The organism is Methylocystis sp. B8, from assembly GCF_005771425.1.
Lineage (GTDB): Bacteria > Pseudomonadota > Alphaproteobacteria > Rhizobiales > Beijerinckiaceae > Methylocystis.
The window spans coordinates 80,786-105,735 of record NZ_VBTZ01000004.1 but is presented as its reverse complement, the minus strand read 5'-3'; the positions used below and the strand labels follow the sequence as shown (position 1 = coordinate 105,735).

The 24,950-nt window shown below is 61.8% G+C and carries 21 protein-coding genes; 12 read left to right on the top strand and 9 right to left on the bottom strand.

The window, feature by feature from the left end; genetic code table 11:
* Nucleotides 1-49 precede the first annotated feature (49 nt).
* On the top strand, nucleotides 50-415 hold the full coding sequence (locus FEV16_RS09165) for a TIGR02300 family protein (RefSeq protein WP_138167324.1): 366 nt from the start codon (nucleotides 50-52) through the stop codon (nucleotides 413-415).
* A 90-nt stretch (nucleotides 416-505) separates the two neighbouring features.
* Here the strand turns inward: FEV16_RS09165 and FEV16_RS09160 are convergent, their stop codons facing one another.
* On the bottom strand, nucleotides 506-913 hold the full coding sequence (locus FEV16_RS09160; protein WP_138167463.1) for a MucR family transcriptional regulator: 408 nt from the start codon (nucleotides 911-913) through the stop codon (nucleotides 506-508).
* A 279-nt stretch (nucleotides 914-1,192) separates the two neighbouring features.
* Here FEV16_RS09160 and FEV16_RS09155 point away from each other — a divergent pair, with 279 nt between their 5' ends.
* The 8 genes from FEV16_RS09155 (at nucleotide 1,193) to FEV16_RS09120 (ending at nucleotide 12,270) form a co-directional block, all read left to right on the top strand.
* Nucleotides 1,193-2,206, top strand: a complete 1,014-nt coding sequence (locus FEV16_RS09155) for an MDR family oxidoreductase (protein ID WP_138167462.1) — start codon at nucleotides 1,193-1,195, stop codon at nucleotides 2,204-2,206.
* 256 nt (nucleotides 2,207-2,462) lie between these two features.
* On the top strand, nucleotides 2,463-2,930 hold the full coding sequence (greA, locus tag FEV16_RS09150; protein ID WP_138167323.1) for a transcription elongation factor GreA: 468 nt from the start codon (nucleotides 2,463-2,465) through the stop codon (nucleotides 2,928-2,930).
* A 267-nt stretch (nucleotides 2,931-3,197) separates the two neighbouring features.
* Nucleotides 3,198-4,508, top strand: a complete 1,311-nt coding sequence (locus FEV16_RS09145) for a replication-associated recombination protein A (protein ID WP_138167322.1) — start codon at nucleotides 3,198-3,200, stop codon at nucleotides 4,506-4,508.
* A 175-nt stretch (nucleotides 4,509-4,683) separates the two neighbouring features.
* Nucleotides 4,684-5,529 (top strand): outer membrane beta-barrel protein, encoded by an 846-nt coding sequence (locus FEV16_RS09140; protein ID WP_138167321.1) that lies wholly within the window; start codon nucleotides 4,684-4,686, stop codon nucleotides 5,527-5,529.
* 252 nt (nucleotides 5,530-5,781) lie between these two features.
* Complete coding sequence (locus tag FEV16_RS09135) at nucleotides 5,782-6,981, top strand: efflux RND transporter periplasmic adaptor subunit (protein ID WP_138167320.1); 1,200 nt, start codon at nucleotides 5,782-5,784, stop codon at nucleotides 6,979-6,981.
* 85 nt (nucleotides 6,982-7,066) lie between these two features.
* On the top strand, nucleotides 7,067-10,282 hold the full coding sequence (locus FEV16_RS09130) for a CusA/CzcA family heavy metal efflux RND transporter (RefSeq protein ID WP_138167319.1): 3,216 nt from the start codon (nucleotides 7,067-7,069) through the stop codon (nucleotides 10,280-10,282).
* Nucleotides 10,283-10,291: 9 nt separating this feature from the next.
* A complete protein-coding gene (locus tag FEV16_RS09125; protein WP_171015185.1) occupies nucleotides 10,292-11,692 on the top strand; it encodes a TolC family outer membrane protein in 1,401 nt (466 codons plus the stop codon).
* 98 nt (nucleotides 11,693-11,790) lie between these two features.
* Nucleotides 11,791-12,270, top strand: coding sequence for a hypothetical protein (locus tag FEV16_RS09120; protein ID WP_138167317.1), 480 nt, complete (start codon nucleotides 11,791-11,793; stop codon nucleotides 12,268-12,270).
* An 81-nt stretch (nucleotides 12,271-12,351) separates the two neighbouring features.
* Here FEV16_RS09120 and FEV16_RS09115 read toward each other — a convergent pair whose 3' ends face one another.
* From FEV16_RS09115 to FEV16_RS09085, 7 genes are all read right to left on the bottom strand, one after another.
* Entirely contained in the window at nucleotides 12,352-12,591 is a 240-nt protein-coding gene (locus FEV16_RS09115) for a hypothetical protein (RefSeq protein WP_138167316.1), read from the bottom strand.
* Between the two features lie 287 nt (nucleotides 12,592-12,878).
* Complete coding sequence (locus tag FEV16_RS09110; RefSeq protein ID WP_138167315.1) at nucleotides 12,879-13,160, bottom strand: hypothetical protein; 282 nt, start codon at nucleotides 13,158-13,160, stop codon at nucleotides 12,879-12,881.
* A gap of 148 nt (nucleotides 13,161-13,308) precedes the next feature.
* Nucleotides 13,309-16,020: an aconitate hydratase AcnA gene (gene acnA / locus FEV16_RS09105; RefSeq protein WP_138167314.1), complete on the bottom strand. Its 2,712-nt coding sequence runs from the start codon at nucleotides 16,018-16,020 to the stop codon at nucleotides 13,309-13,311.
* A gap of 89 nt (nucleotides 16,021-16,109) precedes the next feature.
* Nucleotides 16,110-17,546 carry an MFS transporter gene (locus FEV16_RS09100; RefSeq protein ID WP_138167313.1) on the bottom strand — a complete coding sequence of 479 codons (1,437 nt, stop codon included), beginning with the start codon at nucleotides 17,544-17,546 and terminating at the stop codon, nucleotides 16,110-16,112.
* 68 nt (nucleotides 17,547-17,614) lie between these two features.
* Nucleotides 17,615-19,198 carry an ATP-dependent DNA helicase RecQ gene (locus FEV16_RS09095; protein WP_246657246.1) on the bottom strand — a complete coding sequence of 528 codons (1,584 nt, stop codon included), beginning with the start codon at nucleotides 19,196-19,198 and terminating at the stop codon, nucleotides 17,615-17,617.
* The gene (locus tag FEV16_RS09090; protein WP_138167312.1) at nucleotides 19,195-19,737 is read right to left on the bottom strand and encodes a lysozyme inhibitor LprI family protein; all 543 of its coding nucleotides are present in this window, start codon (nucleotides 19,735-19,737) and stop codon (nucleotides 19,195-19,197) included. The genes FEV16_RS09095 and FEV16_RS09090 overlap by 4 nt, the downstream gene beginning before the upstream one ends.
* 9 nt (nucleotides 19,738-19,746) lie before the next feature.
* Entirely contained in the window at nucleotides 19,747-20,037 is a 291-nt protein-coding gene (locus tag FEV16_RS09085) for a hypothetical protein (RefSeq protein ID WP_138167311.1), read from the bottom strand.
* A 215-nt stretch (nucleotides 20,038-20,252) separates the two neighbouring features.
* Between FEV16_RS09085 and ffh the strand changes: the two genes are divergently transcribed.
* The 3 genes from ffh (at nucleotide 20,253) to rimM (ending at nucleotide 22,878) form a co-directional block, all read left to right on the top strand.
* The gene (gene ffh / locus FEV16_RS09080) at nucleotides 20,253-21,785 is read left to right on the top strand and encodes a signal recognition particle protein (RefSeq protein ID WP_138167310.1); all 1,533 of its coding nucleotides are present in this window, start codon (nucleotides 20,253-20,255) and stop codon (nucleotides 21,783-21,785) included.
* A gap of 52 nt (nucleotides 21,786-21,837) precedes the next feature.
* Nucleotides 21,838-22,203, top strand: a complete 366-nt coding sequence (rpsP, locus tag FEV16_RS09075; RefSeq protein ID WP_138167309.1) for a 30S ribosomal protein S16 — start codon at nucleotides 21,838-21,840, stop codon at nucleotides 22,201-22,203.
* A 141-nt stretch (nucleotides 22,204-22,344) separates the two neighbouring features.
* Nucleotides 22,345-22,878, top strand: coding sequence for a ribosome maturation factor RimM (gene rimM / locus FEV16_RS09070; RefSeq protein ID WP_138167460.1), 534 nt, complete (start codon nucleotides 22,345-22,347; stop codon nucleotides 22,876-22,878).
* Between the two features lie 8 nt (nucleotides 22,879-22,886).
* Here the strand turns inward: rimM and FEV16_RS09065 are convergent, their stop codons facing one another.
* A complete protein-coding gene (locus tag FEV16_RS09065) occupies nucleotides 22,887-24,926 on the bottom strand; it encodes a multicopper oxidase domain-containing protein (RefSeq protein WP_171015180.1) in 2,040 nt (679 codons plus the stop codon).
* Between the last annotated feature and the right edge of the window lie 24 nt (nucleotides 24,927-24,950).

The following is a 24,950-nucleotide window of genomic DNA, read 5'->3' as shown; positions in this document are numbered from 1 at the left end:
TCACTGTAGGCGGGGCGTTCCCACGCTGTTTCTCGAGGACCAATCGACCGTGGCAAAACCGGAACTCGGCGCCAAACGCCAATGTCAGTCCTGCGGGACGAAATTTTACGACTTGAACAAGGACCCGATCGCCTGTCCCAAATGCGGCGCGATCTACCAAGTCGCAGCGCTGACGCGCTCGACGGCGCGCGTCGTGGAAGAAGAAGAAGGCGAAGTCGAAAAAGAGAACGCTGAAACCGTGTCGCTTGAAGAAGTCGAGGAAACGGAGACCGCAGCGGAAACGATCGATGTCGAGGACGATGTCGAGATTGAGGCCGGCGAGTCCGAAGACGACACTTTCCTCGAAGAGGAAGAAGGCGACGACGACGTTTCCGGATTGATCGACGGCGACATCGAGAGCGACGAGGAGAGCTGATCTCGCTTCTCGCGTGCAGCACGCCGCCGTCGGGCGAACGGCGCCGATTTTAGGTCAATTAGAAAAAAGGCGGCCAATTGGCCGCCTTTTTTACTTCCCGCGCCGCCGGCGCTGCTGGCCGAGTCCCATTTGCTTGGCGAGGTTAGACCGCGCTTTTGCGTAATTGGGCGCAACCATCGGATAGTCCGCGGGAAGGCCCCACTTTTCACGATAGTCTTCAGGCGAGAGACTATATTGCGTGCGCAGATGGCGCTTGAGCGACTTGAACTTCTTTCCGTCCTCAAGGCAGATGATGTAATCGTTGCTCACCGACCGCTTGACGGGAACGGCGGGCTTTGGCGGCTCGGTCGGCGTAACCGCGGAGCCGACGCCAACGCGCAGCAATGCGTTGTAAACCTCGTTGATAAGTCCGGGCAAATCTCCGGCGGGGACTGAGTTGTTGCTCACATAGGCGGAGACGATGTCGGCTGCGAGCTCAATGTTGTTGGTCTGATTCATCGGATTGCTCACCACTTCCTTTTGAGATGGGCGCTGCCCCCAACGCCCACGATCAATGCTTCGCTGCATAGAATCGCGCCCCCACCGTTACTTGCGATGTGCCTAACAGACTGGCACCATTTCATCAAGGAATATTGTGCACTATTGAGTCAGCATTATTCTGCATAGTTGATCCGAGGCCATTTTCGCCTTTACGGCCGTGACCGCGCAATGTTTTCTTTTTTTAACTTTATTCGATGGAGGCGCTGTTTGGCGCTTCTCGAGGAGGCGGCAAACGACGTGACCGAATTCCGGGCCATTCGCATCGACAAGAACAATGACGGCCAACACGCCGAATACGTCGTCATGCATCAGCGCGACCTGATGGATGGCGACGTCGACGTGGATGTCGCTTTCTCGGCGATCAACTATAAGGACGGTCTCGCCGTGACCGGCAATGGACCGGTCGTGCGCCGCTTCCCCATGATCCCCGGCGTCGACTTTGCTGGCCGCGTGTCGCGCTCCGCCCATCCTGAATTTGCGAGGGGAGACATCGTGGTTGCGACGGGATGCGGCCTCGGCGAAGCCCATTACGGAGGCTTTGCTCAGAAGGCGCGCCTTTCGGGAGATTGGCTTGCGAAACTTCCCCCGCCGCTGACGCCCGCGCGCGCGATGGCGGTCGGCACCGCGGGATTGACAGCGATGTTCTGCGCGCTTGCTCTAGAGCGTCATGGGGCCCGCCCGCAGGACGGACTTGCCGTTGTAACGGGCGCGGCGGGCGGCGTCGGCTCTTTCGCCGTCGCCCTGCTCGCCAAGGCCGGCTGGCGCGTCGCCGCGGTCACCGGACGCGCCAGCGAAGGCGATTATTTGAAACGCCTCGGGGCAGCCGAAATCATCGCCCGCGAAGAACTTGCCGCGCCGGGAAAACCGCTGCAGACGCAGCGCTTCGCGGTTGGAATTGACACCGTTGGCGGCGTCACGCTCGCCAATCTTCTGGCGCAGACGCGCTTCGACGGCGCAATCGCCGCCTGCGGCAACGTCGGCGGCATGGAGCTGCCAGCGAATCTCGCGCCTTTCATTCTGCGCGGCGTTTCGCTGCTCGGCGTCGAGAGCGTTCGCCCGCGCATTGCCTTGCGACGAGCGGCCTGGGCGCGAATCGCGGAGGATCTCGATCCAGCCGTGATCGACGCCATGAGCGAGACCATCCCTTTCGACGAGGCGTTGGCGCGCGCCCGCTCGATCGTGAATGGCAAGATTCGCGGCCGCGTCGTGATCGACATGGGCCTGAACCTTCAGGCGCAGAACGCAGGTTGATAGGATTTCGTCCCAAGGAGGACCACTCCCATGTCGCGACCGCCGCTGCCGATTATCCGGGTCTTTCCGAGCTTGGCCTGTGAGGGGACGAAGCTAAGCTCCTTCAAAAGAGCGCAAATCGTCGCATCGTGACGTCGATTTCTCGACAAGCGCGCCCGTCTCGGCTCTAATGCCGGCGAACGGCCCACTTGGGCCGATTTATTTTTGTTGAGGATGCTCGCCCGCGTCGGCGCGGCGAACCAAGGGTTAGATACGCATGAGTTCGGCTTTCACCAAGGAACAGGACGACGACAATCCGCGCGAGGATCTGCCAGACCGGCCGATCAGCCCGCATCGCAACCTTGTGACGCCCGAGGGCCTTGAACAGATTGAAGGCGAACTTGCGCGCCTGCAAAAGGAGATCGAACGCGCGACCGCGAGCGAAGACAATCATGCGCTGGCGCTCGCGCAGCGCGATCTGCGCTATTGGACGGCGCGCCGGGCGAGCGCCGAGGTCATCCGCCCGATCGCCGATCATTCGGCGGTCCGATTCGGCCACCACGTCATCGTCGAACTCGAGGGCGGCGAGCGCCGCAGCTTCCGCCTCGTCGGCGAAGATGAAGCCGATCCGACAAAAGGACTGATTCCCTACGTCGCGCCACTCGCCAAGGCGCTGATGGGCAAGTCCGTCGGCGATAAGGCGGAGGTGATCCACCACAGCGCGCGGATCGTCGAGATCAGCTAGCCTGCATTAGCGGCTGCGCCTCAGCGTTGCCGGGATGGTCGTCGACTCCTAAATCTTTTCCAACCGTCACGGCCGGGCTTGACCCGGCCATCCACCGCGCGCATTTGGCGCCGTTGGCGGCGCGCCATAAGACGTCATAACCGCGACAAGCGCGGGCATGACCTGGAAAAGAATCCGCTACGCCGATTAAGAATTCGGTTGCCGCGCGAGATCGCGCTTTTCCGAGATTCTCACAAGCGAGCCGCGTCGCTATGTTAATCAGTGGCGATGTCTGACCTGTTCCAAGCCGCAAAGCTCGAAGACGACGCGCCGCGTCCGCTTGCGGATCGATTGCGGCCGACGCGTCTCGAGGAGGTCGCAGGCCAGGATCACCTGCTTGGACCCGATGGCGCGCTGACGCGGCTCATTCGCTCGGGCTCACTTGGTTCGCTCATTTTCTGGGGGCCGCCAGGCACCGGCAAGACCACGGTCGCGCGGCTGCTCGCGCACGACACCAAACTCGCCTTCGTGCAGATTTCGGCGATCTTCTCCGGCGTCGCGGATTTGAAAAAAACCTTTGAGACGGCGCGCGCCCGACGCGCCGCCGGCCAGGGGACTCTGCTCTTCGTCGACGAGATTCACCGTTTCAATCGCGCGCAACAGGATTCCTTTCTGCCGGTGATGGAGGACGGCACGATCACGCTCGTCGGCGCGACGACGGAAAACCCCTCCTTCGAACTCAACGCGGCGCTGCTTTCCCGCGCGCGCGTGATGACCTTCAAGGCGCTTGACGAGGCTGCGATCGAACAACTTCTCAAACGCGCGGAACACGCCGAAGGCAAACCCTTGCCGCTCGACTCCGACGCGCGCGCAGCGCTCGTCGGCATGGCGGATGGCGACGGCCGCGCTGCGTTGACGCTCGCCGAGGAGATCTGGCGCGCGGCGAAGCCCAGCGAAATCTTCGATCGAACGGGACTCGTCGAAATCGTCCAGCGCCGCGCGCCAATCTACGACAAGGCGCAGGAAGGCCACTACAATCTTATCAGCGCGCTGCATAAATGCGTCCGCGGCTCGGACCCAGACGCCGCGCTGTACTATCTCGCGCGCATGCTCGCCGCCGGCGAAGATCCGCTGTTTCTCGCAAGGCGCGTCGTGCGCATGGCCGTCGAAGACATTGGTCTTGCCGATCCGCAAGCGCTCGTCGTCGCCAACGCCGCCAAGGAGGCTTACGATTTTCTCGGCAGTCCCGAGGGCGAACTCGCGCTGGCGCAGGCGGTCATCTATGTGGCGACCGCTCCCAAATCCAACGCCACCTATGTCGCCTTCAAGCGCGCGCAACGCGTCGCGGAGGAAAAGGGCTCGCTCATGCCACCCAAAATCATCCTCAACGCGCCGACGAACCTGATGCGCGAAGAGGGCTATGGCGCGGGCTACGAATATGATCACGATTCGCCCGACGCCTTCTCGGGACAAAACTACTGGCCCGATGCGCTTTCGCCACAAAAGTTCTACAGGCCGGTCGAGCGCGGATTCGAGCGTGAGATCGCCAAGCGCCTCGAATATTGGGAGCGACTGCGCAAAGAGCGCGGCGATTCATGATCTCGATCGCTCATCCGTCGCCGCAAAATTCAACTGATGCGGAATTGCCACGCTGACCACAAAATCCTCTCGAGCATGATGGAACGAGCGCGTTTTCGTTGCAAACCACTGTTTGCAGATTTTATCACCGCACAAGCGGCGGCGACTGTCAGGAAACTGTTTTGAAAGAGTCACCATGATCAAATTGCCTCTCGGCATAGGCCTCTCCTTGGCGATCGCAGGATCATGCTTCGGCGCCGACCTCCCAAGCTATAAGGCGCCTGCGCCGACGCCTCCGCTGGCTTTCACCTGGACAGGTTTTTATGGGGGCGTGAACATCGGCTATGGCTTTGGCGCCGGCGGCGCCGAGACGGGCGCACTTTTGGACCCATTCATCGGCGATCCCCCGAGCGCCGCGTTTTGGAGTTTCGGTCAAAATCTGAACGGCGTCCTTGGCGGCGGCCAAATCGGCTTTAACTGGCAAGTTTCGCCTTGGCTTGTGCTCGGCGGAGAGGCCGACATACAAGGGACGGACCTCCATGCGCAGCGCAATGTTCCGGTCAAAGGACTGTTCCTGGGAGACTTTTCCTCCATCAACTCCGTGAACGCCGTCGACTGGTTCGGCTCTATTCGCGGCCGCGCCGGTTTGGTTTTGCCGTCATGGCCGAACGTGCTGGTCTATGGCGCCGGCGGCTTCGCCTATGGCGGAGTCAACAACGCCGTCAGCGTCGCCAATTCGCCTCTTCCTCCTGGCGGCGTGCAGTTTGGCCGCTCGCTGTTAAACGAGGTCAGGACCGGCTGGACGGCCGGCGGCGGCGTCGAGTGGTCCCCACTCTCCTTTCCGTCATGGTCGCTTAAAGTCGAATACCTCTACACTGACCTTGGCTCCGCCACGCAGAACTTAGCGAGCTTCACGCCCTCCTTAGCCGACACTGTCTTCGTCGCGAGCCATGTCTCGCCGGTTCGCTGGCAAACAGTGCGCGCCGGCGTGAACTGGCGTTTCAATCCCTTCTCTGTTGGGCCAGTGCTCGCCAAATACTGAGTCCTGACGCTCAGAAAGGCGCTCGCGAACGAAGCTCGGTCCCTCGGCCGGGCTTTCCTTTTTTTAAACCAAAGCATATGCGAAAAAGGGCCGCGTCGGCGCGCATGGACCGGCGCGACCAACTCCTTTAAGGGAAAAAGAGAATCACGCCGACGTTCGATATCCCCACTTTCACGGCGGCGGACAATGGCTCGAGCGGCGCGCCAATGCTACGCCTTCCAGACCGCTCGTGACGGAGCCGACTTAGCAACCATGATCCGGAAAAGGTCCGTTCTCGTTCTCGCTCTCCTCGCGAGCGTTGCGATCGGCGCCGCGCTGCCGTCGCTCTTAAGCGCCGTGCGTAACCGCGTCGCGCCCGACCGCCAAAGCGAAGCGACCGCGCCCGAACGCCCCGACGGCGAAATCCGGCTTTCGGCCGCTCAGATCGAGACATCGAAAATCTCTCTAAAAGCGGTTGGTCCTGGCGTTATCGCGCGTCAGCTCACCGCCCCCGGCGCCGTCAAGCCCGATCCTGACCGAGTCGCGCGGGTCGCCGCCAAAGTCGCAGGCGTCGTCGAAGAACTTCGTAAGCGCCTCGGCGACAGCGTCGCGCGCGGCGAAACCATCGCGATCATCGATTCGCGGGAAGTCGCCGAGGCGAAAAGCGAATATCTCGCGGCGATGGCGAACTTCGATCTGCAGAATATCCTTTATCAGCGCGAGAAGGGCCTCTTTGAAAAGAAGATCACCGCAGAGCAACTCTTTCTGAAGGCTAAGGCGGCCTTTACGGAATCCAAAGTGAAGCTCGATCTGGCGCGGCAAAAGCTCGCGGCGCTGGACATGAGCGAGCAGGAAATCGCCGCTCTGCCGACTCAGCCGATCGCCGATCTTCGCCGCAAGGAGATTCGTTCGCCAATCGCGGGCCGCGTTATCGAGCGTCTGGTCAGCGTCGGACAGCCGGTCGGCGGCGAAGGCCAGGCGAAGGAACTCTACGTCGTCTCCGACCTCTCCGTCGTCGAAGTTGAACTGGCGGTCCCGGCCGCAGATCTCGGGCTGTTGCGCGAGGGGCAGGACGTTCGCGTCCAAAACGCCGAAGGAAAAACCTTCGAGGGCAAAATTACCTACGTGAACGCGATGATCACGCGCGAGACGCGCTCCGGAAATGTTCTCGCGCGCTTTCCCAATCCAGACTTCTCGCTGCGCCCTGGCAGCCTGCTTGAAGCCGAGGTCTCCCTTAAGGAAGTGCGGGTGAAGCTGAAAATTCCACGCGCGGCGCTGATGATGATTGACGGGAATCCCAATGTCTTCGTGCGCACGCCTGATGGATTTATAAAGCGCGAAGTTGAACTTGGACGGGGCGACGATGATTCGGTTGAGGTCGTCTCCGGCCTGAAGCAAGGCGAGGAGATCGCCGTCTCCAATGTCTTTCTGTTAAAGGCGGAGCTCGGCAAGCAGAACATTCCGGCGGAATGATGCGGATCGAAAGCCATCCTTCCTCGACTCTCTGGACGGCGCTTCAACAGGCCGCCAGGAACAGTCTTGTCGCTGGCGGCGGCTGATGCTCAAGAATCTCATCGCCTTCTCGGTCCGAAGCCGTTGGCTTATCGTTTTGTTGACGGCGCTCGCCGCACCGCTTGGCGTATGGTCGCTTATGCGATTGCCGATCGACGCCGTGCCGGACATCACCAACAATCAGGTGCAGATCAACGCCTTTGCGCCGGCGCTTTCCGCCTTTGAGATCGAAAAGCAAGTCACCTATCCGATCGAGAACGCGATCGCGGGGATACCCGGGCTCGAATACACCCGCTCGCTTTCGCGCAACGGCTTCGGTCAGGTCACTGCGGTGTTCGCCGACGGCGTGGACATCTATTTCGCGCGCCAACAGGTCGGCGAACGCCTCGCAGTTGCCAAGGAGAATTTCCCTCCCGGCGTCGAGTCGCGTATGGGTCCGGTCGCGACTGGCCTTTCTGAAATTTACATGTGGTCGGTTGACTATGCGCCGCACGCCAACGAGAAGCCGGCGCGCGACGGGGAGCCGGGCTGGCAGCGCAATGGCGATTATCTGACGCCGGAAGGGCAAAGGCTGCGGACCCTGCTTGAAAGGACTGCCTATCTGCGAACCGTGCAGGATTGGATCATCAGGCCGCAACTGCGCACTGTTCCGGGAGTCGCCGGCGTCGACTCGCTTGGCGGCTATATCAAGGAATATCACGTTCAGCCCGACCCCGCGAAAATCTTCGCTCTCGGACTCTCTTTCGCCGATCTCGCCGGCATTATCGAGCGCAACAACATCAGCCGCGGCGCCGGCTATGTCGAACGCAATGGCGAGGGTCTCGTCGTGCGCAGCCCTGGTCGCCTCGAGTCGATGGATGACATCGCTAAAGTCGTCGTCTCGACGCGCGGCGGCACGCCAGTCCGAGTCGAGGACATCGCACAGGTGGGCGTCGGACGCGAATTGCGCATGGGCAGCGCCAGCATGAATGGCGAAGAGGTCGTGATCGGCACTGCGCTGATGCTGATCGGCGCCAACAGCCGCGAAGTGTCGAGCGCGGTCGACGCCAAAATGAACGAGATTCGGCGATTGCTGCCGCCCGGCATTGAAGTGCGCACGATTCTGAACCGCACGCTTCTCGTCAACGCCACGATCAAGACGGTCGCTTTGAATCTCGTCGAGGGCGCGGCGCTCGTCATCCTCGTGCTCTTCGTGATGCTCGACAATTTCCGAGCGGCGCTCGTGACGGCGATGGTCATTCCGCTGACGATGCTGCTGCTTGGCGTTGGCATGTACGCCGGAAAGATCAGCGCCAATCTGATGAGCCTTGGCGCGCTCGATTTCGGATTGATCGCGGACGGCGCGATTATCGTCACCGAGAACTGCTTGCGTCGTCTGACGCAGCGCCAGAACGCCTTAGGCCGCGCCCTCACGCTCGAGGAACGGCTGACGACGGTCATCGACTCGGCGGTCGAGATGCGGCGTCCAACCGTCTACGGACAGGCGATCATCATTCTCGTTTATGTGCCGATCCTGACCTTTTCGGGCGTCGAAGGAAAGATGTTCCATCCGATGGCGATGACCGTCATCATGGCGCTCGCTTCCGAATTCATTCTGTCGCTGACGTTCTTTCCGGCGATGATCGCCATTGCGCTTTCAGGACGCGTGCGCGAATCTGAAAATTTCGTCGTCAGCGCGCTCAAACGCGCCTATGAGCCGATCTTGCAATGGGCAATGGCGGCGCCTTTCAAGCCCATCGCTATCGGCGCCGGCGCCTTCGTTCTCGCGGCGCTTCTCTATCTGACGCTGGGTGAAGAGTTCGTTCCAACGCTCGACGAAAAGAATCTCGCCATGCAGGCGAATCGAATCCCGAGCGCGTCGCTCACTCAGGCGCAGACGATGCAGTTCGAGATTGAACGCGCGTTGCGCAGTTTCCCTGAGGTCGACTATGTCTTCTCGAAGACCGGCACGGCGGAGATCGCAACCGATCCGATGCCGCCGAACCTGACCGACACTTTCATTATGCTGAAGCCGCATGAGAAGTGGCCTGACCCCAGCCTCGATAAAACGGCGCTTATTGAGAAGATGCAGAAGCGGCTCGCGCAACTGCCAGGCAATGCTTATGAGTTCACGCAGCCCATTCAACTGCGCTTCAATGAATTGCTCGCCGGCGTGCGCGGCGACATCGCCGTGAAAGTGTTCGGCGATAATTTCGACGTCATGCTGAAAGCCGCCAATCAGATCGCCGGCATTCTCAATACAGTCAAGGGCGCGACCGACGTGAAAGTCGAACAGGTGGTCGGATTGCCGATCCTCGACGTCGCAGTCGACAAGGCCGCGATCGCGCGCCTCGGCCTCAGCGTCGCTGCGGTGCAGGACGTGATCGGCGCAGCGATTGGCGGACAGAGAGCAGGCGTAGTGTTCGAAGGCGACCGCCGCTTTCCCATTGTTGTTCGTCTGCAGGATAATTTGCGCGAAGACGCGCAGGCGCTAGAATCCATTCCCGTCGCGCTTCCTTCGGCGGCCGGCGCCGCGCCTGTCGTGCTGCTCAAGCAAGTGGCGAAATTTTCGATCGTCGACGGACAGAACCAGATTTCGCGCGAGAACGGCCATCGCCGGGTTGTGGTCACCGCCAATGTGCGCGGACGCGACATCGCCTCAGTCGTCGACGAGGCGCGAGCGAAAATCGAATCGAAGGTGACTCTGCCGCCTGGTTATTGGATCGCCTGGGGCGGCCAGTTCGAAAATCTCGCCGCTGCGCGCGCACGCTTGATGATCGTCGTGCCGATCTGTTTTTTCCTGATTTTCATATTGCTCTATTCGGCCCTCGGCTCAGTGCGCGACGCGCTGCTGGTGTTCACCGCGGTGCCGCTGGCGCTTTCCGGCGGCGTCGCCGCATTATTCCTGCGCGGCATGCCGATGTCCGTCTCGGCGGCCGTGGGCTTCATTGCGCTATCAGGCGTCGCGGTGCTGAATGGCCTTGTCATGCGCACCTATATTTCGCAATTGATCGCCGGCGGCATGCCCGAGCGCCCAGCGATCTTCAAAGGCGCAATGACGCGACTGCGTCCCGTCGCCATGACGGCGCTGGTCGCGTCGCTCGGCTTTCTGCCAATGGCGCTCGCGACCGGCACGGGCGCCGAAGTGCAAAAACCCATTGCGACAGTTGTTATCGGCGGCCTGATCAGCGCGACGCTCCTCACGCTGGTTGTGTTGCCGGCCCTATACGCGTTCTTTTGTCGTTCGCCGGAGTCGACTTCCTCGCAATCCAGCGGGGGCTGACCGGTGAGCATGCGCGGCGTCGCCTCGATCGTGATCTGCCTCTTGGCGACCGGCGGCGCGGCGCAGGCCGAAACCCTGACGGGCGCGATGTGCCGCGCCTATAACGCCAATCCGCAGCTCAACGCCAGCAGAGCGGAGTTGCGCGCGATCGACGAAAGAGTGCCGCAGGCGCAGGCGGGCATGAGGCCACGCGTTACGGGCGACGCCTATCTCGGCGTGCAACGCAATCGCCTGGTCACGAAGCAGCGCGACGTCGACGTAAACGATCCAACCAATACTTCGATCACGAAGAACATTCAGAACGGCGCCAGCGTTCCCCGGTCCGCGCATTTGACCGTCGAACAACCGATATTCGACGGCTTCAAGGCGCAAAACGAAACGCGCGCGGCGGAATCTGGCGTCTTCGCCGGGCGCGAGCGTCTGCGGTTGACCGAGCAGCGCGTTTTATTCGACGCCGTCACCGCCTATATGAACGTTTTGCGCGACACGGCGGCGCTCAAACTTCAGGAAAGCAATGTCGCGGTCCTGAAGGAACAATTGCGCCAGACGCGCGAACGCTATGAATATGGGCAGATCACGCCGACCGACGTCGCCCAGGCCGAAGCGCGGCTCGCGGCGGGAAAATCCCTGGCAAGCGCGGCGCGCGCGACGCTGGACGCCAGCATAGGCGTCTATCGCAAGACCGTCGGAGTCGAACCGACGAAGCTTGCGCCGGGCGCGCCGATCGACCGATTGCTGCCGAAGTCTCGCGAAGAAGCCGAGCACATCGCGCAGACCGAACATCCCTTCATACTCGCAGCTCTTCACGACGCCGATGTCGCCGAGCTCGACATTAAGGCGCTCGAATCGGAATTCATGCCGAAATTTTCGATTGTCGGCGATGTCTTTTCGCAGACAGACCTCAGCGGTATCGGCAATCGTAACGTGGGCGCCAAAATCCTCGGACATCTCAACGTGCCGATTTACGAGGGCGGCCTGACGTCCTCTCGCGTGCGGCAGGCCAAGGAGACCGCCGGCCAGCGCCGCTTCGACGTCGACGTTGCGCGCGCTGAAGTAGTCTCGCTGGTGCGCGCCTATTGGGGCGCGCTGCAGGCCGCCAAGACGCAAATCGCCGCGGCGCAAACGCAGATTGCCGCCGCCGAGCGCGCGCTCTATGGCGTTAGAGAAGAAGCCAAGGCCGGTCAGCGCACGACGCTGGAAATCTTGAACGCGCAGCAGGAATTGCTCTATGCGCGCATTGCCCTTGTCGCGGCGCAACGCGACCGCGTCGTCGCGTCCTACGCCGTGCTCTCCTCCTTGGGGCGCCTCTCTTCGGCATGGCTCGGCCTGACGCCCGATGGCTACGATCCTGCAATTCACTTCGATCAGGTGAAGGATCTCTGGGGCGATCCGACGACGCCCAACCGTTAAGTGAAGACGCGCAGCGGCGACGCGATAAGATGCTATAAGCTTAAGAACGACGCGGCGCATTCACGCGACGAACAATAAAACGAAGGGGAAGGAAAATCATGCGAGGCGCTTTAATCACGCTCATTGTCGCGGTGGCGCTAACGTCGCTATCCGTAAATTCCGCCAACGCTTTCTGCATGTTCGGCAACTGCGATCCGACCGAGGCGCATGCGCGGCAGATCTTCGAAAACCTGCTTAAGGAGCGATTCGACAAGCCGGGCAAGATCATCGAATTCAAGCAGACGATGAGCGAGGCTCTCGAAATGCATGCGACGGGCGAAAAGGGCTTTGAGATTTTCTTCAATGCGCGGGTCGAATTTCCCGAAGGCGCCAATCTCGAATGCAAGCCCAATGACGCGGGAGAGTATTCGGAAGGCTGCTCGGCCGGAAAACATTATGTGACGGCGCCGCGCAGCGTCGATCCCAAGGGGAAGCAATATGTGCCGCCGGGCGCGACGGTGAGCTTTGACGAGGAATATCGCTTCTACGCGGACCCTAAAGGGTGGAAGGGTCCGGACGGCAACGTCTACTCGCAGTAAGACGCGTCCTTAAAAAATTGTGGGCGCGCAATGAATGCGCGCCCAATGGTTTATATCGTTTTCCAGTCCGAAAACTTCGGCTCAGAGACCCTTGGAGTTCTGCGGGCAGCCGCACTTCTCGTCGCAAGCCTTCTTATTGGCGGCGACCTCAGCTTGATTGGCGCCATAATTCATCTTGCGCGAGATGAACTCATCGTCGCACTTCTGCGCGCATTTGGCCTGCTTGTCCTCGTCCGCGTTGCGGACGTCGCAATCCGCGAAAGCCGGGCTGATCATGCCGACGACGAGAGCCGCCGCCGTCACAATGGCGTATTTGTTCATTTGGTCGGTTCCTTCACTTGCCCTTTGGGCGTCCAGCCTGCGCTTGCGCTTGACCCCTCCCGCCTGAACAGCAACGGCCTCACCTCACGCAATAAGCGGCGGGACGATGTCGTATGTGGCCGTTCATGTCAATTGCGCGTCACTTCCACGACGGTTCGCGCCGCCGCATGTTACAGTGGACGCTGGGTAACGAAATAACATTATGATTCTAACGACTTGATTGGCGCATCACAAAAAAGGGCGCGCGAATGTTCGCGCGCCCGCTTGGGCTCAAACTGAAGAGACTTTTAGAGGTTCTTCGAGTTCTGCGGGCAGCCGCACTTATCGTCGCAAGCCTTTTTAGCCGACTTGATCTTGCTCATGTCCGCCGTCCAGCCCTGCTGGTCCTTAAGGTAGGCGTCCTCGCACTTGCTGGCGCAAACCGCCTGGTCGTCTTCGCCATGCGTATCGCAGCTGATGCGGGTCGCCTGGCTCGGCGCGCGCTGACCGACGGCGGCGTCGAAAGCGAACGACGGCGCAGTCATCGTCAGAAACAAGGCGGCGGCCGCCGCCAAGGCGTATTTGGTCATATGTTGATTTCCTCTTCTTCGCGTCGTGACTTTTTCTTTTTTTAGAGCGTTGCGTTGAACGCATTCCAACCGCAACGGCCCGAATTCAACGCAAAGCGCGTCAACGCTGTCGGATGACCTTAAGCGAGTCAATCGTTTTTTGCGAGTTTTAAGGGGCGAGTTGTCGCAACACGTATGGAAGAATGCCGCCGTTCTTGAAGTATTCTAATTCGTCGAGCGTATCGATGCGCGCGAGTAGCGGCGCGGTTTTGGTGGACCCATCCGGGAAGGAGATCGAAGCGACCAATGTCTTGCGTGGCGTAAGTCCCTCGCGCAAGCCATGAATCGTGACGGTCTCATCGCCCTTTAAGGCGAGCGTGTCCCAGCCTGTCCCTTCGGCAAAGGTGAGCGGCAACACGCCCATGCCTACAAGATTGGAGCGGTGGATGCGCTCGAAACTCTTCGCGATCACGGCGCGAACGCCAAGCAGCATGGCGCCCTTCGCCGCCCAGTCGCGAGACGAGCCATTGCCATATTCGGCGCCGGCGAAAACGACGAGCGGCGCGCCCTCGGCTCCGTAACGCATGGCGGCGTCATAGATCGACATGATCTCGCCGCCCGGATAATGGCGGGTCAATCCGCCTTCCGGCGTGAGGCCATTCTCGTCGCGCATGATGTGGTTCTTGATGCGGATGTTGGCGAACGTGCCCCGCATCATCACTTCGTGATTGCCGCGGCGCGTGCCGTACTGATTGAAGTCGGCGGGCGCGACGCCATGCTCGATGAGCCATTTGCCGGCGGGAGAAGCCGCCTTTATCGAACCTGCGGGCGAGATGTGATCGGTGGTGATCTTATCGCCAAAGAGCGCGAGGATACGCGCGCCGACAATGTCTTCGATGGGCTTGGGTTCGCGCTTCAAGCCAACGAAATAAGGCGGGTTGCGCACATAGGTGGACTGATCGTCCCACCCATAAGTCTCGCTGCTTGGCGCTTCGACCCCGCGCCAATGCTCATCGCCCGAAAAGACATTCGCGTAAGTTTCGCGAAACAGATTGCGCGTCACCTGATCGCGGACAAAGGTCGCGATCTCCGTATTCGCCGGCCAGATGTCGCTCAGATAGACGGGCGCGCCGGCGCTGTCATGTCCGAGCGGCTCTTTCGTCAAATCGATGGCGATGGTTCCGGCGAGCGCATAAGCGACGACGAGCGGCGGCGAGGCGAGGTAATTCGCCTGGACGTCAGGATTGACGCGACCTTCAAAATTGCGATTGCCCGATAGCACCGACGCCGCGACGAGGTCATGCGCATTGATGGTTTTTGAGATCGCCGGCGGCAGCGGTCCTGAATTGCCGATACAGGTCGTGCAGCCGAAGCCGACGAGATTGAAGCCGAGATCGTCGAGATATTTCTGCAGTCCTGACTTGGCGAGATATTGCGCCACGACCTGACTGCCCGGCGCGAGCGACGTCTTCACCCAAGGCTTCGTCTTTAATCCGCGCGCGATCGCGTTGCGCGCCAGCAGTCCGGCGCCGATGAGCACGCTCGGGTTGGAAGTGTTGGTGCAGGAGGTGATGGCGGCGATGACCACGTCGCCATGGCCGAGGTCGAAGCTTTCATCTTCGACGCCGTAGCGCTGCCCGAGCCCATCCTCCTTTTTATATTCAGTTGCAAGGGCGCTGACGAACGCCGACCCGACTTCAGCGAGCGATGCGCGGCTCTCAGGACGTTTCGGACCGGCGAGCGAGGGAGTCACTTCCGCAAGGTCCAGGGTCAGCGTATCGGTGAATACCGGATCCTCCGCGCCGGCTTCGCGCATCATTCCTTGCGCGCGCGCATAGGCTTCGATCAATGCGATCCGATCGTCAGCCCGACCCGACATGCGCAAGTAAGCAAGCGTCTCCTGATCGATCGGAAAGAAGCCGCAGGTCGCGCCATATTCAGGCGCCATATTGGCGATCGTCGCGCGATCGGCGAGGCTCATATGATCGAGGCCGTCGCCGAAGAACTCCACGAATTTTCCAACCACGCCTTTTTTGCGCAGCATCTGCGTGACGGTCAGAACGAGGTCCGTCGCCGTCACCCCTTCCTTGGGCGCGCCGGTCAGCTTAAAGCCGATCACTTCCGGCGCGAGCATTGACAGCGGTTGGCCGAGCATGGCGGCTTCCGCTTCGATGCCGCCGACGCCCCAGCCGAGAACGGCAAGGCCGTTGATCATGGTGGTGTGCGAATCGGTGCCGACCAGCGTGTCGGGATAAGCGAGTTCGACCGTCTTGCCGTCGATCCGCTCGGTGCGCGTCCAAACGGTCTGCCCGAGATATTCAAGATTGACCTGATGGCAGATGCCGGTGCCGGGCGGCACGACGCGGAAATTGTCGAAAGCCGACTGGCCCCATTTTAGAAAGCGGTAGCGCTCGCCATTGCGCTCATATTCGAGCTCGACGTTACGGGCGAAAGCCTGCGGCGTTCCGAAGCTGTCGACGATCACCGAATGATCGATGACGAGATCGACCGGCACGAGGGGATTGATCTTCTGCGCGGTCCCGCCGAGCGCGACGACCGCGTCGCGCATCGCCGCGAGGTCGACGACCGCCGGCACGCCGGTGAAATCCTGCATCAGCACGCGCGCAGGCCGAAAGGCGATTTCGCGTTCAGTCTTGCCCTTTTCCTCAAGCCATTTGGCGAGGGTTTCGATCGACTCCTTGGTGACCGAACGGCCGTCTTCGTTGCGCAGCAAATTTTCGAGGACGACCTTGAGCGAATAGGGCAGGCGGGAGACGCCTCGAAGCCCGTCTTCCTCCGCCGCTTTCAACGAGAAATATTGATAGGACCGGTCTCCGACGACGAGCGTCTGGCATGCCTTGAAACTATTGAGAGAAGCCATGGAAGGGTCCTTACGGCGTGGAAAGGCGCGACCTTTCTAGAAAATTCCATGCCGTGGGGGCAAATAGAAAAGCCGCGCCGAAAATCGAGCTAAGCGCGTCGTTCGCCGCGCAACGGCCGTTCCTCCATTCGCGCCAGGAAGATAAAGGAAAGACCGAGGCAAACGGCAAGCGCGAGGAAAACGAGACGGAAGCTCGAAAACAAAGCGGCGCCGTCGGCATCCGTCTTCAGCTGTTCGAGCAGTTGCGCTCGGCCGCCGCCAATCGCCAGCGCAGCGAAAAGCGCGACGATCGCGCCGGCCGCAAGCTGCCGGAAGAATTGCATCGACGCGGTCGCCGTGCCGAGATCGCGCGTATCGACCACGTTCTGCACCGAGACTGTCGCAACCGGCAGCATCGCCCCAATCCCGAAAGTCGTGACGGTGAGCAAAGCGTTGAGCAAAAGAAGCGAGCGACCCGTACCCATCATCGCCGCCGCGCCGAGCGCGGCGAGGAAGCCCGCGCCAAGCCCCAGGAGCGGCGGCGCCTTATAATGCGTCACATGCGCCATCAACCATCCGGACAGTGTGGCGCCGGCGACTGTGCCGACCATTAGCGGGATAAGCGTCAGCCCCGAATCGCTCGCATTCATGCCGCTGCAGATTTCGAAATAGATCGGCATCACGACTGAAAGTCCGACGAAGGCGCCAATCCCAAACGCGCTCGAGAAAATGGCGTCGCGCACAATTGCAAGTCCGAGAATGCGCAAGGGAATGAGCGGCTCCTCGGCGCGCGCGGTGCGCCAGGCGAAGAGGGCCCAGGCCAGGGTCGAGACGGCGAGCAGGCCGACAATCGGCGCCGAGCGCCAAGGATAGCGAACGCCGCCCCAGCCAAGCGCCAGGACAAGAACGCCGGAGGCCGCGATCAGCAAAATTGCGCCGAGATAGTCGACGCTGTGCGGATGGCGCTGCTCGGGCAGGCGCTTCAAGCGCGCATTGACGATGATGAAGGCCGCGAGTCCAAGCGGCAGATTGATCCAGAAGATCAGCGACCAATGCCAATATTGCGCAAAAAAACCGCCGAGCGCCGGGCCGGCGATGCTCGAGGTGATAAACACGGCGGCGAAATAGGATTGGTAGCGGCCGCGCTCTCGGGGCGAGACAAGATCGGCGACGATCGTCTGGCCGAGCGAGATCAGGCCGCCGCCGCCAAGCCCCTGAATGACCCTCGCGCCCGCGAGCGCCGCCATGCTCGGCGCCAAAGCGCAGGCGACTGACCCGATCATGAAGGTGGCGACGCCGACAAGGATGACGATGCGCCGCCCATAGACGTCGGCGAATTTTCCGTAGAGCGGCGTCACCACCGTCGCGGCGATGAGGTAGGCCGTCACGATCCAAGGCAGGTCCTGGGGGTCGCCGAGATCCACTGCGATGGTCGGCATGGCGGTGACCACAATCGTCTGGTCGAGGGCCGAGAGCAGCATGGCGAGGCCGAGCCCGAACATGACTTGTCGCAGTTCGGCGGCATTTGGCGGCGGATGAGCGGACATGACCTCGGGCGGGAACAAGACGCCGAGCCTATACAATGTTGCGGCGCGAAACGATACCCTGGCCGAGCTCAGCGCGCTTGGTCGATCACGCGCAGCAGCGCCGCCGCATCGGCGATCTCGTGCAGCAGCGGATCGCCGGCGCTTTTGGGCCTCTCGCGCGCGATGGCGCGCAGCGCTTGTTCGGAAGCGACGGCGCGTGGCGCCACGCCGCGCCTTTTTGCAATGGCGAGGCGCTCGGCTTCGAGCGCGCGCAGGAGGCGCGCCTCGTCAACGGTGAGCGGGGGTTCCTCTCGTCGTTCTATCGGTGCCTCAGCCGGCACGGGCACAACTTGGGGAATATCTTGCTCGACTTCCGGAATGTCGCCTCGCGTCGCGACGCCGCTCGTGAGCGCCGAGCGCCAGCCGAGCGCCAATGATGAAAGCCGGCGCGGCCAGGCGAGCGGTCCGCCACGGCAGTGGTCGCATTTACCGCAAGGTCCGCTCTCTTCGCCGAATTCGGCGAGGAGCCGCATGAAGCGACAACCGGGCGTGGCCGCGAGGCGCGCCATCGCGTGGCGTCTAAAGTAATCGCCGGCGGCCGCTTCATTTTCCTGCGCCTCTTCTGGGGTTCGCCAGCGCAATGCCAAGTCCGCAGGCGAGAACAGCGTCAGCGCGCGGGCGGGGGCGCCATCGCGGCCGGCGCGGCCGATCTCCTGATAATAGCCCTCGACCGAGGTCGGCAGATCGGCGTGAAGGATGAAGCGCACATCCGGCTTGTCGACGCCCATGCCGAAGGCGATGGTCGCGACCATCACCGCGCTTTTGCGCGTGAAGAAGGCGTCCTGACTTTCTGATCGCGTATGGGCGTCGAGCCCCGCGTGATAGGGGAGCGCGTCGAAACCGAGCCGCGAAAGCTCGCGCGCGAGCGCGTCGGTCTTGTTGCGCGAGTTGCAATAGATGATTCCGCTTTCCTTCTCGCAGCCCTTACGCGGAAAATCGGTGATCTGCCGCAGGCCGGCGCGCTTCCGGGCAAAATCGAGCGACAAGTTCGGCCGCGCGAAGGAGCGCTGAAAGATCTCGGGCGGGCGCGAAAACAGCGTGCTGGCGATATCGTCGCGCGTGCGCGGGCTGGCCGTCGCGGTGACCGCGAGCATCGGCGGCGCGCCGAGCTTTCGCGCAATCTCGCCGAGCGCGCGATAGTCGGGGCGAAATTCATGGCCCCAATGCGAGACGCAGTGGGCCTCATCGACGGCGAACAGTTTGATGCGAATGCTGCGCAATAAATGCTGCGTTCCCTCCTGGGCGAGACGCTCCGGCGCCGCATAGAGGAGCTTTGCCCGGCCCGACGCGACCGCGTCGATCGACGCCGCCGCTTCCTCATCCGCCTGCATCGAATGCAGCGCCACGGCGCTGAGGCCCTTATCGGCGAGGGTTCGAAGCTGGTCGCGCATCAGCGCGATGAGCGGCGAGCAGACGAGGACGAGCCCGGGCCCCGGGGCGGCGGCCGGCAATTGGTAGAGGAGGGATTTGCCGGAGCCCGTCGGCATGATGGCGATGGCGTCTCGGCCGGCGAGCACGGCCTCGACGACCTCCGCCTGCCCCGGCAGAAAGTCCGCAAAGCCGAAATTGCTGCGCAGCAACTCCCGCGCTTCGGCCAGGGACGACGAGGTCACTCCACCCAGCCCGCCATCCAGAACGCCTGACGGGCGGTGAGGTCCATCATGCACCACGCCTGCATCGGGCCGGCCATTGTTCCTTTGAACACGACTTCCGGCTGCCGGCAGGTGGCGTCGCGCCAGGCGATCCAGGCGCGCTGAGTCTTGCGCAGATTATCGGCCGCGTCCTTGTCCATTTTGGCGAGCGCCGCGCGGTAGGAGGCGTTGAGACGGAAGTCCCAGACTACTGCCTCGCGGCTGTAGCACTCGTTCAGCGCGGCGTTGGACGTATTGCCTTCCTTCTGGATGCAGGTCTTGGCGAGCGCGCCTATGCAGCTCGACCGATCATGCCCCGCTTTTTCCACGGCAGCCGCGAGACGGGCTTCGGCGCCGGGCGCTTCTTCCAGTTCGTCTTTTGGCGGCGGCGCCTTCTTGGCTTTGTCAGCGGCGAGCGCGAGACAGGCGTCGATCTCGGCGCGGTCCTCCTTGGAGGGCTCCTCCGCGAACGCCGGGACGGCGACGAGACAGGCGAGAACCAGAAGCGCGGCGCGGATCATCTTCTCTCCTTACGGCGTTCCAAGCAGCGCTTCGACGATCTCGCGCCATTCTTCCTCGAGCGCGCCTTTGTGGGGCTCTCGCTGGGCACGGCCATACCAATAGCCCGCATTCGAAAGATCGCCTTCCTTGCGATGAAGGTAGGCGTGGACCCACATGCTGTCTGGATCGGATTTGTCGTCGACGCATTTATGCGCCGCGTTCCAATCGCCCTTGGCGTCGAACCAGAGCGCGCGCAGCGGCGGCGATAGCGTTGGACAGTCGGGTGCGGAAAGCGATTGGAGAAAAGCGTCGAGGATCATAACGTTCAGCCGACGAGTCTAGAGCAGCCATGTTAGCGCCAAAGCGGCCGGACGTTGACTCCGGCGCCCGCCGCGCATAAAAACCCCGCACATCTCGAAAGAGAACCCTAAATCCGCCGAGCCGCCCGAGAGGCGGCAGGCCAACGCCCGGCAGCGCGATGCGCCCCCGGGCGCGTTTTGCTTTGGAGCGCCGTCCGCTCCCTCAGGAGAAAACCATGTTCGAGAGCCTTTCCGACAAGCTCTCCGGCATTTTCGACAAGCTCACAAAGCGCGGCGCGCTCTCCGAAGCCGACGTCAACGAGGCGCTGCGGGAAATCCGCCGCGCGCTGCTCGAGGCCGATGTCGCGCTCGATGTCGTGCGCTCCTTCACCGACAAGGTCCGCGATAGGGCTATCGGCGCCGGCGTCATCAAATCGGTCACGCCCGGCCAGATGGTCGTCAAGATCGTCAATGACGTGCTGATCGAGACGCTGGGCCAGGAGGCGCAGCCGATCGATCTCGCCGCCGCGCCGCCGGTCGCGATCATGATGGTCGGCCTGCAAGGCGCGGGCAAAACCACGACCACCGCCAAGATCGCCAAGCGCTTGAAGGAGCGTCACGGCAAGCGCACGCTGATGGCCTCGCTCGACGTCAAGCGCCCAGCGGCCCAAGAGCAACTCGCCGTGCTTGGCCGGCAGGTCGAGGTCGACACGCTGCCGATCGTCGCCGGCCAGACGCCGGTGCAGATCGCCAAGCGGGCGATGGAGGCCGCGCGGCTGCAAGGCTTCGACGTTGTGCTGCTCGACACCGCCGGCCGCACGCATATCGACGAGCCGCTGATGGCCGAGATGGCGGAGATCAAGACCTCCGCCAAGCCGCATGAAATCCTGCTCGTCGCCGATGCGCTGACCGGACAGGACGCGGTCAATCTCGCCAGCAATTTCGACGAGCAGGTCGGGCTGACCGGCATTGTATTGACGCGTATGGACGGCGATGGCCGCGGCGGCGCGGCGCTCTCCATGCGCTATGTCACCGGCAAGCCGATCAAGCTTATCGGCGTCGGCGAAAAGATGGACGCGCTCGACGAATTCTCGCCGACGCGCATCGCCAATCGCATTCTCGGCATGGGCGACATCGTCGCGCTGGTCGAAAAGGCCGCCGCGGCGATCGACGCCGAACAGGCCCGCAAGGCCGCCGAGCGGATGGCCAAGGGCAAGTTCGATCTGCAGGACCTCTGCGATCAGCTCGCCCAGGTCGAGAAGATCGGCGGCTTAGGCGGCATCATGGGCCTGCTGCCCGGCGTCGGCAAAATGAAGGATCAGATCGCCGCGTCCGGTTTCGACGACAGGATGGTGAAGCGCCAGCGCGCCATTATTCTCTCGATGACGCCCAAGGAACGGCGCAATCCCGACCTGCTGAAAGCCTCGCGCAAGAAGCGCATCGCCGCGGGCTCCGGCGCCAAGGTCGAAGAGGTCAATAAGCTTTTGAAGCAGCATCGGCAGATGGCCGATCTGATGAAATCCTTCGGCACGGGAAAACGCGGCGGGATGATGGGCAAGGCCGCCCAGATGATGGGCCTCGGCCCCGGCATGCAGATGCCGTCGCAAGAAGAGCTGCAGAAGCTTCAGGAAAAGCTCGGCGTGCAACAGCCCAAGGGGCCTCCCGGCATTCCGGCGGCGCCGCCGCCGGATCTCTTAAGCAAACCGAGTCTGCCAGGGCTCGGTGGGGGACTGCTGAGCGGATTGAACCCCTTCGGAAAGAAAAAATAGCCCGTCGGCTATCGCCGGCTCTCACTCACCTTAACAAAGCAGGAAAGAAAACATGTCGCTTAAAATTCGTCTCGCCCGCGGCGGCGCCAAGAAGCGTCCCTTCTATCGCGTCGTCATCGCCGACTCCCGGTCGCCGCGCGATGGCCGCTACATCGAGAAGATCGGCTATTTCGATCCCTTGAAGGAAAAGGACGCCGCGGACCGACTGGTGCTCGACGTCGAAAAAGCGAAAGCCTGGCTCTCGAAGGGCGCTCAGCCGACCGATCGCGTCTCGCGTCTGCTCGACGGCCTCGGCCTGATGAAGCGCGAAGCGCGCAACAATCCGCAGAAGGCGCGGCCGAAGAAGAAGGCGCAGGAGCGCGCCGCCGCGGCGGCGGAAGCCGCTGGAGCGGGCGCTGCGGAAGCGCCGGCGGCGTAAGTCTTCTGTGCGCGACGTTTCATTCGCCCTCATGCTGAGGTGGCTCCGCAGGAGCCGTCTCGAAGCGCGAGGGCGGACAGCGTGCGCGGCGATTTCCTCGTCCTTCGAGACGCGAGCTCCTCAGGATGAGGAAATCGAATGATGGACTACGCTAAGGAGAAGAGCCTCGTCCTGCTCGGCCGCTTCGGCGCGCCGCATGGGGTGCGCGGCGACATCCGTCTGCAGAGCTTCACGAGCGATCCTCTGGCGATCGCAACCTACGACGGCCTTGTCGACAAGAGCGGCGCGCGCAATTTCAAGCTGCGCTCCGTACGCCACCAGGGCAAGGACATGCTCGTCGCTAAGATCGAGGGCGTGGACGACCGCAACGACGCCGAGGCCTTAAACGGCGTCGAGCTCTACCTGCCCCGCGAACTGCTCCCGGCGACGGAAGAGGACGAGTTCTATATCGCCGATCTCGTCGGGCTCCGCGCTGAAACGTCGGATGGCGAGACAATCGGAGTCATCGTCGCCGTGCGCAATTTCGGCGCAGGCGACATGCTGGAGATTGCGCCAGCCGGCAATGGCGAAACGCTGCTTGTCCCTTTCACCAAGGCGGCGACGCCGCTCGTCGATGTCAAAGCGTCGCGGGTTGTCGTCGTTCCGCCTGCGGAGGTTGAAGGGGAGCAGGAATAGAGGCTCCCTTAACGCCGATCCCGCACTTCGATGAGCGCCATCATTCCTCGATCCTCGTGTTCGAGTATATGGCAGTGGTAGGGGAAAGTTCCGATCTGTTGATGCCGATTGAAGCGGACGCGCACCGTCACGCGGCCGGGCATGCAACCCTCTTTCTTGTCTTTCGTGGCGTTCTCGATTTCCTGCTTCGTCCAAACATGCCCGTCGCAGGCCGTCGTTCCTCGCGGCACCGGCACGCTGTCATGTGCGGCGTCGCGCGCGCCGGGCGCATCATAGCCGGTGGAGAGGTGGCCTTTGTAGAATTGAGAAATAAGCTCGTCGCCGAAATTAACTTGGGGCGCGGTATCCTTCGCATCCAACAAACAGGGCTTGTCCCGACTGTAGTCGTCTTTTCTCGCTGGGTCAGCGACATATGCAGCCTTGCGACAAGGAAAGTCGAAATAGCGACTATCGCTTTTCTCTATTGGCGCGACGGTGAAGCGCGTCTGGTGCATGTGAAAGTTATGTATTTCGTTCGTCCAGTTTTCGAGCACCCAATCCTCGTAATGCCCGTTGTTCGGGTCAAAGTTGACGCAAACGTCGGCGAGAACAGGATTGCCGCTAAATGCGGGAACGAAATTGTCGCTTGCGTTTTTGTCATATTTCTTGCGAGAGAGCGCTCTCATATCATCAAAGCTAATGGTATCCATCGCGTCGATCGGCTTGCTGCGATCTCCGCGTTTGAAATAGTGCGCGAGTTTAGCGTCAGTCTCGCCAGGAGCTCGAATAGCGGCAATCAATCCAAGCAGATCGCCCCGCCCCCATTCGTGGCTATCCGTATAAGATGGATTTTTTACAAAAAGGATGAGCCTCTCGCGACCTGCAAGCCTGTCGCATGGACGTGCGCTTTCGAGGGGAGCCGCCGCTTCCATTTTGGAGGTCATAGAACTCGGAGCCGCCTGCGTGAGCGCGTTGATATCCGGCCCACTCGAAGCATAGGGCGCGGCGCCGATTTCCTCACCGGCCACGCTCGACTCAGCGCCGGCGCCCTTACCGCGGATCGTGGCGAGGATCACGCGCGGCCAAGCGTCTCCGCCAGTTTCTAATCCTTCTGAGACGAACGCAAATTCCTGGCCTGCGGGCAACGGCGGAATCAGAATCTCAAAACGCGCGCCGGGCATCAGCAGCACTTCCTTCTCCAACGCGCCCGCATCCTTCACGCCTGCGCCATCCTTGGCCAGAACGTAGAATTTGCGACGATGCAGCGGCGTGGCGGCCGGCCCCGAGGCCTGCGCTTCGCTCAGCGGAATGATCGACAGATGGTAACTTACGGTCGGCGAGGCGTTGGCCATGCGCCAAAGCTCCCAGTCGCCTGCTTTCAGATCATCGTCGATTCGTGGGTTCTGGACGCCGTTGATCGTAAAAGCCCAAACGGTGCTTCCGTCTGCGTTCTTGCATTCGCCTCCGGCCCAAAAGCTCTTGCCGTCAGCGGGCGTCTTCTCACACAGACCCGCGTCGGGAGAGGCGACGAAGATCTCGCCGCCGTCGGCGCTCTTTTTGATCTGCGCGTCCTTGATCATCAGAAAGCGCATGTTGGGACCTGCGGCCCCGCGATAAGCGCCAAGTCCTCGGACATAGTCACCGATCGATCCGACCGTGATGAGCCTCGTTGTGCCGCCCGTAAGCTGACTTGCGCTGTATCCATGGATATGCGGGTGAAGCCAGAAGAGGCCTGAAGGATGTTTTCCGTCCTCCAGCGCGTCGTGTTGGTCGGGCGCGGGTTTGGACGGAATCTTTATGTCGTATTGAAGCTTCGTGCGCACGTCGCCGTGCGCCACGTCATGTCCTGACAACGGATCGCATTTGTCCGTTTCACCCATTTTGCCCGCGAGCGGCAAAACATTGTCGCCAAGCGTCGTCGCCGTCTTGTACGGCGAGACGAGCAAGCCGTGGGTATGCGAATTGGTCATTTGGCAGGGCGAACCGAAGAAAGCTGCAGGGTCGGGCGTTGAAGGGCCGCCGCCATCATTTGCTGGCTTCGCGTAATCGAGCGCAGTCGACTGCGTCATCGCCAGCCTATCCTTTTGTTGGAC